The following is a 12,737-nucleotide window of genomic DNA, read 5'->3' as shown; positions in this document are numbered from 1 at the left end:
ATGTTATGTAAAGCGTACTTTTACTGGTCAGAGATCTAATCTCTCATTTAGGAAGGATAAAAAACATGTTTGAATGAGGATAATTGTATCACTGACTGATTACTCACGCCGATTATTATTTAACAGTTACTTTTTTACAACAGCATGTTTCTCTTAAAATTAAAGAAATGTTTAACGTTTAGCTAGCTAAATATAAATAGCGAAGTATAAAAACCAAACACAATTCAAATACAACCTTGTTGAGCATATAACAAATACCACGGAAATTACCACGTTAACTACGACGGGGATTACCACGCAAGGTCGCTATTATTGTTCGATAATTAATTTAATTTGAGAAATGTAACAATGATAATTAACAAACCACTTCGCGCTATTAATATATTGGTGATACTGGCGGCATTAAGTGCATGTGGTGATAACTCCCCATCAGTCGAAGAATCTGCTCCAGTTGACTTTGATGTCGAAATGTCCAATTTTACAATGGACTTTGATACCTCTAAAACATTTGCCCTTAATCATCGAATACCAGTGTCATTTACCATAAAAAATACTGATAAAGATATTACCGAACAGACGAATGTTCCTGTCAGCTTCAGTTTTGTAGAAAAAAATCCTATTGATCCTTCCTCCCCTGTTGTTTGTAGCTCCAATGCTATTGACGTACAGGTACTTGCTAACGGTGAGCCTACCGTGGTAGAAAATGAATTTATTTGGCCCATCAGTGAATGCCAAAACCTTGCCGAACAAGGAAAACAAGTTGAGTTAAAAGTCGGTTTTTATCGTGATGGCGAAGAAATCAATGGCTATGTTAATACTAAGTTGCCAGTGCTCTCATTACGTGAAGCGGGTGTAGATGTCGAGTATCAACTTAAAACGGAGTCATCCGTAGGGCTATTGGCTTTACCCCATGAAGATGAATCGCCGACTCCTGTTCTCTCCGTTCAGTCTGGTTTTGTTTTTAATGGTGCTGATCCATATTATTCTAAAATTAATGATGATGAAATCCCAGAAGATTTAGACGTTGTTGATCCAAGCTCAGGCCTTACTATCAAACAAGAGCTAACATTTGGTATGAGTGAAGAGCAACTAAAGGAACTTAATCAGTTACCGTCGTCTGCAAATTTAACCTATAAATTGATTGCCCAAAACAACCCAGGGATACAACTTGATTTAATGATTGGCCAAGAAAATGGGCAAGTTAATAACTCATATGAATTTAGTGAAATTCAACCAGGCATTGCTGACCAAGTTAGTCACGATTTGTATTTAAAACAAACGGATTTAGACACACTACTTGAAGGCGACCTTGCTAACGAGGCCTTTTTCACTTTACGTGGCTGTATCGAAACTAGCTTTGTACAAGACGGTAATGAAAATGATTTAACCAATGATTGCAAAGACGTTGATATAAACCTAGAACGAGAAAGTAATAACATCTCAGCAGCAAACCAAGTTGCATTTAAGAAAAACCAAAAGCGCCGACCGGGTAGTTCTCGCATCAGTGTTGAGTCTGAAATGGATATTGATAACACACTACAGCGCAATGGTATTTTAAGCCGTGCCACTGGTGAAATAGTATTAAAAGGGAATATAGGCAGACGTTTTGATGTAAAAATAGCTGAGGCTTTAGCTGAAGCAATCGTCACAAAGAAAGAGTCATCTTATTTTCACCAAATCAAAGTGTTTAATAAAGTCGTTGCAGGTAAAAATGAAAATAGTAAAGAGGGTAAAAAACATCTAGAAATAAAAAATAAGTTCGAGCAAGATAAAAGTCAGCAAGTAGCCAGCTTAGGTTATGGTTTTGGCCCCGTGCGGCTAGGTTTTAAAATTAGTGCTGGAGGGCGAATTGGACTTGATGTGGATGACGATATGGATTTACTTGACGATTTATCAATGTGTCAAACGAAACTTGTATCGCAAGAACATATTAATACGTGTGGTTTTATTAGTCGAACTGTCACTCCTAACTTTAGTTTTACTGGCCGTGTTTTTGGTGGCTTAAACTTAAGCATAGTTAAAGCAGGTGTTAATGCCAATTTACGTTTCTTAGAACATAAATTCCCTTTAACCGGCACGCTCGTATTTGGCCTTACTGATAATGAACGTGTTTTGGTTCGAGGCAATGTCGATTTAGACCATTCTATAAACACAATCAGTGGCAAAATCAAATTGGTGGGCTCAATAAAGATATTCCGATTCCGTCGTAGTAAGTCAGTAACCCTTGCCAGCTTCTCATCAAGACCTGTTACACAACAGCTACTTAGACGCAGTACATCAGGCACGCTTGAGTTACTTTAAAGCTAGAACCAGCTAAAAATGAGAGATTTAACAATGAGTAAAATAACAATGAAATCAGTGCTGCTTGCAAGTGCTGTTGTCATTATTGCTGGAACTGTTTTCATAAAGTTCGGGTTGGTTAGTAAACCTAATCAACTCGAAGTTGCCGGCCTTTTGCAGCCGGCAAGTTGTGATTTTAGTGAAGGTCAAAAGAGCGCATTTAAAGTAGAATCATCTGTCACAGCGGAGAATCAAAGTGATACGTTTAAAGGGGTAATGAGTTGGCATGTTGATGAATTTAATGGAGATATAGCAAAAATACGCGCTAGTTTTACTGATGTTGAACTCAAGCAATCTATGACGTTACCAGAGGAGCGTGCAGATTCTCCACAAGGACAAATATTCTTTTTAGAAGTGAACAAAAGTTGCATCATAACCAGTACAGCGTTTACAAAATCATGGGAGCCAAAAACGCAGTTGCTAGTTGCAGCTTTGCTTGATAATTTAACTTTTTCATTACCAAAGAAAAACGCATCTCATTGGCAGCTTTCAGCATTAGATGGTCTGGGTGATTATACCGCACATTTTAATTTAGTTAATGAGTCGCCTGTTCAGATTCAGCGTGCTAAAAATAATCACTTAACGAGAGGTGCAGTCAATGATTTTGGTTTAATACTGTCTGTTAATAAATCCATTGCAACGGCTACATTCAACAGAAGAATGCCCCTTTGGTGGCAGTCGATTACGGGTGAAGAGGAAATCAGTGTAAAAGTTCAAAATGAACCTGAAATACGAATGTTACAAACGTTTTCATTACAACGTGACGATCAGTTATTTACAGCAATTGAGCAAATAGATTGGAGCATGGCAGAAAAATCTACTCCCTATGACCTACCAGCTCAATTTGATGAAACCGTTCAAATCCGCCAAAGCTACGATGAAACGTTTGATAGCTTTATTAATGCGATAAACGATCCATCACCGCGTTATTATGAAGCTGCGCTAGAAATGGCAGCATGGCTTAAAAAACATCCTGAAGACGTTAATTTATTAGTATCCGAAATTTATGGTGCACTTGACGATGAAGCTCGTCCAACAGCCTTTTTAGCACTGCAATTATCTGGGTTAAATAACGCAACCGAAGCATTGTCAGAGATGGTTTTTGATGCAAATCTAAGCCAAGGCGATCAATCAAGAGCAGCCTCGGCATTGGCAGATATAGGCGAGCCTTCTCGAGAGGTTGCCGATCTTTTGCTATCTCGCTCTACGGTGAAAGATATTGCCGGTAATACCAGTTTATTGGGCGTGGGCTCAATGGTCGACCGCTCTGATGACCCACTTTTACGTGAGTATATTATAGATTCACTACAACAAAATTTTGCAGACACCGCTTCACAAAGTGAGCAACTTACGCTTATTGATAGTATGGGGAACACGGCTGATCCAGCATTTACTGAGTTATTGAGTGAACAACTAATATCGCAATCAGAGGCCAAACGCCGTCGGGCTGCTGATGCGCTAGCAAGGCTAAACTCTGAGCAAGCTCAACCCGCTTTATTAAAAGCCCTAATCTCAGAAAATAACTCTTCAGTAAGCGCGGCATTAGTCAAAGCACTTAAAGATAGTGGCGCAGCATCATCCGACATGGTTGATGCGCTTGCCAAGCGTGTAAATTCACTCGATCCACAACTACGTGCCGCAAGTATTGATTTACTTGGCGCCCAACAAACACAAGAAGCGAAAAATCTATTAGTAACTCAGTATAAACGTGAATCAGATGTATACATTAAAAGACGTATTGGTAGGTATCTTAGCGCGAAGGATTTGAGATGAGAAAGTTTATGCCAATGTTATACGCTTTTGCAGCTGTTACTTTAACAGGCTGTAATAGCGAACAGGCTACTGAACAACCTACTAAGCAAACGACTGAACAAGAGACTAAGCAAAATGATTGGACACCGCTTAACGTTAATTTTCAAAATATGACCGAAAATAACAGTTTTGCCGTTGAGATCCCCCTAAGTGATAACCGCCGAGCACTTCGTGTAACAGCGTTGCCCAAGGGATGTTTGATTGCCTCATCAGCTTTAAATGTTAATGGCGATACGCTAATAACCGATAAGTCGAGCGCAAATAAACACCTTTGGAGAACAAATAAACTCTCTGATCTGGGTTTGTTTGTATTAGAAGGTGTTGCAGCAGAAATCACTCAAATGACATTTAAACCAGTGCCGTGTGACTCTTTTTCCAAAGATACTCTAGCCAAAAATATCAATATAGAATTGCTCGTCTCTGCTATGCCAGCTAATCCAAGCATTAACGTAAGGTTTGCTTTAAGTTCTGCTATTGCTTCTGAAATAGATGTTGAATCACTTTCTATTTTAATTGGCCTTGAATTAGACCTGAACGTTAATGTAACTGAGGTTGAATTTATAGATGATGCAGCCATCATAATGAAAAGTACTCACGATTTAACCCCTTTAGCAAATATCTTGTCACAACTTAAAAGCAAAGATGAGGATACGATTAGTGTTGTTATTGGCAAATGCGTTAAACAACAAACTGGCTTTGGCCTACAAAATTTAGCAGGGTTTACGCCTCGTATCCCTGGTGGCGCAGGTGTGGCTGATGGTATTTTTGTATCACCCACCAATTGCGCTTTCCCACAAAGTGCTCCTGGCACTATAAACGAGATAGCACGATTAACAGCGCATGAAATTGGCCACTTCCTTGGACTCGCTCACCCCGTAGAAGCCAATGGAACTGAAGATGATTTAACCAGCACCACCGTCAACAATCTGATGCACCGCGTTCCTTTAGCAGCAACCGCTAAAGGGCTAACACTCGAGCAAACACAAAGGATACTGGCACATCCCTTCGTAATTGACCTATAGAATATTTTAATAGTTTAAATCACTATAATCGGCATATATCTGACTGTAGTAAACTCATTATTAACTATGGGAGACTAATAATTAGTCTCCTTTTTCTTTAGACAAAATAGGAAATCCTTGGTCATCCCACTTTATAATGCGTGCACGCGCATGGCGATTTGGATCTGTTAAGGGTGTACCCTGTAACTCTTTATAATCACGGCTATGGTAAATTAGTAAGTCTGTAACACCGTCCTCTGCTTTTACAAAACTATTGTGACCTGGACCAAAGCGCCCTACTTTTTCGTTACTTGCAAAAATTGGCTGTGGCTTTTTATGCCAGCTTGCGGGGTCGAGTAAATCTGCATCGGCATCGGCCCATAACAAGCCCATTGCATATCGATCATCGGTGGCACTGGCAGAATACGTAAGTAGCACTTTTCCCTCACGGATCATCACTGCAGCTCCTTCATTCACCTTATAGCCTTGTATTTCCCAATCAAGTGTTGGCTCTGAAATATTAACTATTGGCTCTTTTATCGATGTTGGTGAGTCCATTTGTGCAATCCACAATGCAGAGTTGTACGTTGCGGGTTGGTTTTGCTGTGCCCACACTAAATAACGCTTACCTTTATGGCTAAATGTTGTAGCGTCCAACGAAAAACTATCAAGGTGGGTTTTTAACTGACCCATTTCTTGCCATTGGCCCTTCATCGGATTTTTGTTGTCATTTTTAAGCACAAACATACGGATACTAAACGGCTTTTCTACATCACCCGCTGCAAAATGAATATACCAACTGCCATCAACTTTATGTAGCTCTGGTGCCCAAATATTGGTACTCATTGGGCCTTTTTCATTTTTATGCCAAATCACTTTTGGCTCTGCTAGTTTCAAGTCATTAAGTCTACAAGCTTGACGTAATTCAATTTCGTCAAACTTAGGGGATGTACCAATAAAGGTATAACAACCGGTTTTGTCATCGCGGACCAACCAAGGATCAGCGCGTTGCAAAACAATCGGGTTATCAATTGGCATTAATGTTGGGCTATTATTTGCCTCTGCAACACTGTAAAAGCATGACATACTAAGTACGCTTACAATTGCAGTGGCAATCAGATTCTTGGCCATGGTATTTCCTATTTTTATAGTTTAATTTCCATTGTTAATATTGTATTACATACATTATAGTAGCTGATAAGTTTAATGATTAAAATAAAAAGGTAGGCAACTATGAAACACGCAAAAAAGTTCGCTCATACATGTAAACTGCTCGGTGCAAGCACATTACTTTGTTTAGCTAGTAATACCATGGCTAATCAAGTTGAGGTACACGACCCTGTAATGACCAAAGAAGGCGATACCTATTACGTCTTTAGCACGGGTATGGGCATCACGTATTACGAATCCAAAGACATGAAAAATTGGCAGCTTACCGGGCGCGTATTTAAAGACGAGCCGAGCTGGGCAAAACGAGTTGCCAGTGACTTTGGTGGCCACCTTTGGGCGCCGGATGTATACCAAAAAGATGGCAAGTTTTACCTTTATTATTCTGTGTCTGCGTTTGGTAAAAACACCTCGGCGATCGGTGTAACGGTTAACGAAACTCTAGATCCTAAATCACCAGATTATAAATGGATAGATCACGGTATAGTTATACAGTCTGTGCCTGAGCGTGATAACTGGAATGCCATAGATCCAGCGATTGTTGAAGATGACAATGGTACACCATGGATGAGCTTTGGTTCGTTTTGGGGCGGTCTTAAATTAGTGAAACTTGACGATGATATGGTACGTTTGGCACAACCACAAGAATGGCATAGCATTTCAGCACGCCCTAACACTGAACACGGACCTGTAGAAGCACCATATATCTTTAAAAAGAATGGCTATTACTACCTATTTGTGTCGTTTGATAAATGCTGCCAAGGTTTAGACAGCACTTACAATGTCCGTGTAGGGCGCAGTAAAAACGTAGAAGGCCCATACCTTGATAAAGAAGGCCGTGACTTAAATAATGGCGGTGGTTCGCTGGTGATCGAAGGTAATAAAGACTGGGTAGCGCTTGGTCATAATGCTGCTTATACCTTTGACGGTAAAGATTACTTAGTACTTCATGCTTACGAAACGGCTGATAACGGTTTACAAAAATTACGTATTCTACCGATGACTTGGGACGATAACTGGCCAGTAGTTGATAGCAAAGATCTAAACAAGCGCACCACTAAGCTGATTGAGAAGTAACACTTAAGAACAGCCACTAAAAACCTGCATTTTTTGCAGGTTTTTTGTTTTGATATATCGCATTCTTAACACAAGAATTACTGCTCTAGCACCAATATTACTCTTTAAAATCAATGAGTTTAATATCCATAAAAATAAGCTGCTCACTGCTTGTCGCTAAAGATTCATTCAGTGCCACACTGTAAATATCGTAGGCTAGATGCGGTAAAATCAAAAGTTCATAACGGCTGCCTTTAGGCATCAGCATGAGTGCTTCTTGCAAACCTTCAATTGCTTCTGCTATCTCATACTCAGCCACTTGCTCGATTTGCCGCGTATCATAAAGCACATGCCCTGTTGCAGTCATCACGCGTTGCTGCACCTTAACAGTAGCATCCCATGAAGGTGGTTCGCCACTTCCCAGTTCAATAATTCGATACATTAAACCCGAGCCGGTTACATGCACACCAGGCTGTGTTATGTATTGCTCTGCGAGCGGGTAGCGCCGAACACTCACTTTAGAATGCACATCGTCATAATGCTGTAAACTCATACTCGTCCTACTAGTTATTATTGATTAAACGAATACCGTAAATACCACCAGCAACCGATCCTTTTATTGCACTAAAGCGCAGTGTTAATGAGCTAGCTTTTTTCATTTCATCAGTTAATGGATAATCAATACTGTAAAATTCTGCACCGGTTTGCTTAGCAGGTAAGCTAACTTTTGCCAGCACCTCACCATTAATTGTGATAGTAAACTTACGTCCAACATCTGCAGTAAAGTAACGGATACGCAGTGCAACTGCCTGCTGCTCTGAGTTAGTTAGCTTATATTCAAACCAACCTGTTGCATCACGCCAATGATGGCCGTTATTAACACCTGCACGGGTATTTTCACCTTTAAAGTCATGCTCAACTTCAGGCTGTTGCTCGCCCGGTGTAATTTGGTCAACGGTCAATAATCGTAATTGCTCTTTTGCTTGTTCAGCCGCTTTTGAATCTTTAACAAATTGAGTAAATTCGGCTTCACTTTGCTGCGGCCAGTAAACTTGATAGCGACTATCATGAAGCCTAAAAAACGGAATTAACTGAGTTGTTTGTGTACTCCCTATCCCCTGCTGAGCAATGGCGACATTTTTATCTGTGGTAAATGCAAGTTCTGCGCTAGGGGCTCGCTTTAAATCAGCAATAAACTGCTCGGGTTCACTGAGCATGATAGGCAGTGCTTCGGGTGGACAGGTAGGCCCTGCTGCAATATGACCCATGCGACTGTTATCAGCAACAAAGTTTAAATGCTCATTTTTAAACGCTTGTACTTTGGTTGCCATTACCACAGGACCATACAATACCGCATAGTAATCTTGGTCATCAGGCAACTGCTCTGTGTACAGTTTTGGCGCTAAAGAAAAAGTTAATTTATCGCCATCATGCCAGTCATGTTTTATTGCGTAATACCCCTGCTCTGCAGTGGCATTTATTGCTTTGCCATTAAGCTTAAACTGCAATTCATCAGTAACCCAACTTGGTTTACGAATATGCAGCTGCGCTGATGAGTTATGTTTTTTATCTAATGTGTTAATCACTAAGGTTATATTATTAGCATCCGGAAAATGGCTTTGTTGAGTTACTTTTAAGTCCTGTTGCTGCCAATCAAGCGTACTTGGAATAAATAGATTTACCCATAAGTTATCGTCATTTTTACTGTAGATCAGCTCACCGTATTTACTATGATTTTCGATACCCGAACCGACACAACACCACATTGAATCTTGTACCGATGAATACATACGATAGTGCCCAGGACGCATTGGCGTAAAGTACACAAGCCCACCGTGCTCAGGATGTTGTGACGATAAAATATGGTTATAGGTTGCGCGCTCGTAGTATTCTAAATAGCGAGTGTCCGCGGTTTTCAGAAACAGCAGCTTGCTGAGTTTCATCATGTTGTACGTGTTACAGGTTTCAGGGCCTTCAACGTCTTCAACCATCGCGGTAAAATCTTTTTTGTCGTGAAAATGCTCACGCACACTGTTACCACCAATGGCCACTGAGCGCTCTTTAGTCACTGTTTGCCAAAAATAATCTGCGCCTTGTTGCCACGCTTTATCATCAGTGGCCTCAGCGACCTTCAACATACCAATAATTTTTGGAATTTGGGTATTAGCATGTAAGCCAGTTAGCTTATCTTGTTTTTTTAACAGCGGATCGACAATGCTATTTTGAGTAAACTGTTGCGCTAATTTGAGATAACGCTTATCGCCACTGATCGTCGCCATATCGGCAAATACCGCATTTAAACCGCCATATTCTGAATACAGCATCTGTTGAATCTGCTGCTCGCTTAACTTAGAGGTTAAGTTTAAAAACCATTCGCCTAAATCAAACAGCATGGTTTTTGCTTGTTCACTGCCTGCAATCAAGTAAGCATCACGCAAGCCATGGAAAATTTTGTCTATGTTATAAAGCGGCACCCAACGATCATTTAAACTAAATAAATCGGCTTTAATATTGCCATCATGGATTTGTTGCCACATCGCTTGACCATTTGGTATGCCTCCTAAATAACCGTCATTAACCTGTTGTGCGCGTTGTAGCTCATTTAACATGTAATCTAAACGGCGCTTTAGTTCTTCATCGCCAGTTGCAGCCCACGCAAGGCTTAACGCCGATAAATAATGACCGCCAATGTGACCATCAAGCCCCGAGTCTTCCCAATTACCATAAGATGACGCTTTGGGCTCGATACCAGCTTCACGTAAGTAAGGGGCTAATAATTGATCTGGGTGCAATGCCAATAAATAACGAACGTTAGTTTGCTGGGCATGTAAAAATGGGCTTGCACTTAAGCTAACTTGCTCAAGTGCAAAAAGTTGTTGTGGTGTGCGCTGTGTATGATGCGTATTAACAGTTTTATCATCTGCATTAGGGTGTTCGCTGCAAGCCGATAACAACATTACCGCAAGAGAAAAACTAATAACGTGTGGTAATTTTTTTACTGCTAAAACAAACATACACAGAGTCCTTTTGTTATTTTTATTGTTCGCCAGGCTTACCAAAAACAGGCATACCGTTATCATCCCAATTTAGTGATTTTGTGAAGGTATGACGATCTGGGTTCCACAGTGGATCACCTTCAATTTCAGTATATTGACGACAGTGATAAACCAGCACGTCGTTACCATTTTCATCTTGCGTAAAACTGTTATGCCCGGGGCCAAACATCGACTTAGGCTCGTTACTACGAAATACTGGCTCTTGCACTTTAGTCCAGCTATTTATATCTAATAAATCACTATCTAGGTCCGCATATAGCAAGCCCATAGCATAGTTTTCATCGGTGGCACTGGCTGAATACGTTAAGAATATTTTACCGTTACGTTTAAGTACGTTAGGGCCTTCATTCACCCAAAAACCAATTATTTCCCAATCAAGTTCAGGGATGGTTAAACGGGTGATTTCGCCAGTGATCTCTGTTGGTGATGACATTTTTGCCAAGTACAGATTTGAGTTACCTTTTACACCCGGTTCTTTTTGTGCCCAGCAATAATAAAGCTCATCATTATGATAAAAAGTCGTGGCATCTAAACAAAAAGTATCCCATGGGGTTTCAATTTGACCGCAAAACTGCCACTCGCCCTCAATCGGATCCGCATCTTTACAGCTAATTGCATACATACGATGCTGAAATAAATCGTGCTTAATTTCACGACTCGGTGCTGCGGCAAAATAAACATACCAAGCGCCATCATTAAAATGGATCTCAGGAGCCCAAATAAGCTCAGAATATGGACCTGTTTGTGGCTTCATCCAGACCATTTTTGGCGTTGCAGTTGCAAGCCCTTCTAGGGTTTTTGCACGGCGCAGTTCAATGCCATCATAGGCAGGCACTGACGCGGTAAAGTAATAATAACCATCTGTGTGCTTATGAATATATGGATCAGCACGTTGTGGGATCAAAGGTTTAGGTAAAGTTGACATAAATGCTCCTAAAATTATTCTGGTAACCGCTGGTTTTTAACCATATCGGTATAATAGTTATCGGTAATTTTGTATTTAAATAGCACAAAGCCCAAAATGGCATGAAACACACCAGGAATAATGGTCAGCATTAATGCTAATCCAGTCATGGTAAATTGACTTTGTTCAATATTTGGCTGGTAATCAAAAAAAGCTAACAGTAAACCACCGGCAAGACCCGCTAAACCACCACCGGCTTTTTGGCAAAATGAAATCCCGCCAAATGACAAACCTGATGCCCTAACACCGTCTTTAATTTCGCCATAGTCAACCGCTTCTGCAATCGCGGACCAAAACACCGGTGCATGCAAATCAACCACGAAAGATAAAATGATATACAACACAAAGGCCAACCAGATGTCACCAGGTTGCACTGCAAAAAACATTATCAGCGAAATAAACAACACTGCGATTTGTGACCATCTAAATAGTTTTAACTTACAATAACGTTGGGTGATCCACGTACTTGCCACCATAGATACTATTGATGCTGCGATACCTGCACTGGTAAAAGTACCCGCCAGATCAGGAGCACCTAAATAGTACTTAGCGTAGTACATAGCCACACTGCCACGAATTGCATAACCTAAAGTACCAAGCACACATGCGGCGCATAGCAGCAACCATTGATCGTTTTTAATCAGCACTTTAAATTGGGTCAGTATGCTTTCGCTTTGTGGTTCATGAGTAATACGTTCACGAGTAGTAAAAAAGCAAAACAGAAACAATGCTACACCACAGGTAGACACTAAAATCATTGCCAGTTTATAACCATGAGCGATATCGCCACCGCCCCACATTGATGCCAGTAAAGGTACAGAAAATACAATAATAACATTGGCTATTTTGGCAAAAAACATCCGATAACCATTCGCTGATAAACGTTCTTTAGGATCTGCGGTTAATACGCCAATGTACGAAATATAAGGAATTGCTACACCGGTAAACATCAAGGTGGCAAATAAATAAGTAAGGTAAGCCCACACCAACTTCATATTGTAATCAAAATCTGGAGTGGTAAATAGCAGGACGATTGAAATACCATATGGCACAGATAAAAATAAGAACCAATGGCGGAACTGCCCCCAGCGAGTTTTTACTTTATCGGTAATCACGCCCATTAATGGGTCAGTAAACGCATCAACAAAACGTGCAACTAAAAATAAAATACCCATATCAACAGGGTCGAGGCCATAAATGTCGGTGTAGAAAAACGACATAAAATAAAATAATGCAGCAACCATAACGTTTACTGCCATATCACCGGCACCAAAACCGACTTTTTCTACCACTGATAACTTTTGATTTTCCATACAACTACCTGATTTTTAAAATATGTAG

At 40.4% G+C, this 12,737-nt stretch carries 9 protein-coding genes; 4 read left to right on the top strand and 5 right to left on the bottom strand.

Going from position 1 to position 12,737, the window contains the following annotated elements:
• Nucleotides 1–348: 348 nt before the first annotated feature.
• Genes H5158_RS04730 through H5158_RS04720 form a run of 3 tightly spaced genes read left to right on the top strand, consistent with a single transcriptional unit; the run spans nt 349 to nt 5,174 of the window.
• On the top strand, nt 349–2,301 hold the full coding sequence (locus H5158_RS04730; RefSeq protein WP_182739571.1) for a hypothetical protein: 1,953 nt from the start codon (nt 349–351) through the stop codon (nt 2,299–2,301).
• 33 nt (nt 2,302–2,334) lie between these two features.
• Nucleotides 2,335–4,113 (top strand): HEAT repeat domain-containing protein, encoded by a 1,779-nt coding sequence (locus tag H5158_RS04725; protein ID WP_182739570.1) that lies wholly within the window; start codon nt 2,335–2,337, stop codon nt 4,111–4,113.
• Nucleotides 4,110–5,174, top strand: a complete 1,065-nt coding sequence (locus H5158_RS04720; protein ID WP_182739569.1) for a hypothetical protein — start codon at nt 4,110–4,112, stop codon at nt 5,172–5,174. Before H5158_RS04725 ends, H5158_RS04720 begins: the two co-directional genes overlap by 4 nt.
• 81 nt (nt 5,175–5,255) lie before the next feature.
• Here the strand turns inward: H5158_RS04720 and H5158_RS04715 are convergent, their stop codons facing one another.
• Nucleotides 5,256–6,284 carry a family 43 glycosylhydrolase gene (locus tag H5158_RS04715; protein WP_182739568.1) on the bottom strand — a complete coding sequence of 343 codons (1,029 nt, stop codon included), beginning with the start codon at nt 6,282–6,284 and terminating at the stop codon, nt 5,256–5,258.
• Between the two features lie 102 nt (nt 6,285–6,386).
• Here H5158_RS04715 and H5158_RS04710 point away from each other — a divergent pair, with 102 nt between their 5' ends.
• Complete coding sequence (locus H5158_RS04710; protein WP_182717792.1) at nt 6,387–7,397, top strand: arabinan endo-1,5-alpha-L-arabinosidase; 1,011 nt, start codon at nt 6,387–6,389, stop codon at nt 7,395–7,397.
• Between the two features lie 97 nt (nt 7,398–7,494).
• Here H5158_RS04710 and H5158_RS04705 read toward each other — a convergent pair whose 3' ends face one another.
• The 4 genes from H5158_RS04705 to H5158_RS04690 are packed head-to-tail and all read right to left on the bottom strand — an operon-like array spanning nt 7,495 to nt 12,709.
• Nucleotides 7,495–7,929, bottom strand: a complete 435-nt coding sequence (locus tag H5158_RS04705; RefSeq protein WP_145234141.1) for an FKBP-type peptidyl-prolyl cis-trans isomerase — start codon at nt 7,927–7,929, stop codon at nt 7,495–7,497.
• A 10-nt stretch (nt 7,930–7,939) separates the two neighbouring features.
• Nucleotides 7,940–10,390, bottom strand: coding sequence for a glycoside hydrolase family 127 protein (locus tag H5158_RS04700; RefSeq protein WP_182739567.1), 2,451 nt, complete (start codon nt 10,388–10,390; stop codon nt 7,940–7,942).
• Nucleotides 10,391–10,412: 22 nt separating this feature from the next.
• On the bottom strand, nt 10,413–11,357 hold the full coding sequence (locus H5158_RS04695; protein ID WP_033103079.1) for a glycoside hydrolase family 43 protein: 945 nt from the start codon (nt 11,355–11,357) through the stop codon (nt 10,413–10,415).
• A 14-nt stretch (nt 11,358–11,371) separates the two neighbouring features.
• The gene (locus tag H5158_RS04690) at nt 11,372–12,709 is read right to left on the bottom strand and encodes an MFS transporter (RefSeq protein WP_182739566.1); all 1,338 of its coding nucleotides are present in this window, start codon (nt 12,707–12,709) and stop codon (nt 11,372–11,374) included.
• Nucleotides 12,710–12,737 lie beyond the last annotated feature (28 nt).

Origin of the sequence: Pseudoalteromonas sp. SR45-6 (genome assembly GCF_014163545.1) — a bacterium.
Classification (GTDB): Bacteria; Pseudomonadota; Gammaproteobacteria; order Enterobacterales; family Alteromonadaceae; genus Pseudoalteromonas; species Pseudoalteromonas rhizosphaerae.
This window is presented reverse-complemented; position numbering and strand designations above follow the sequence as displayed.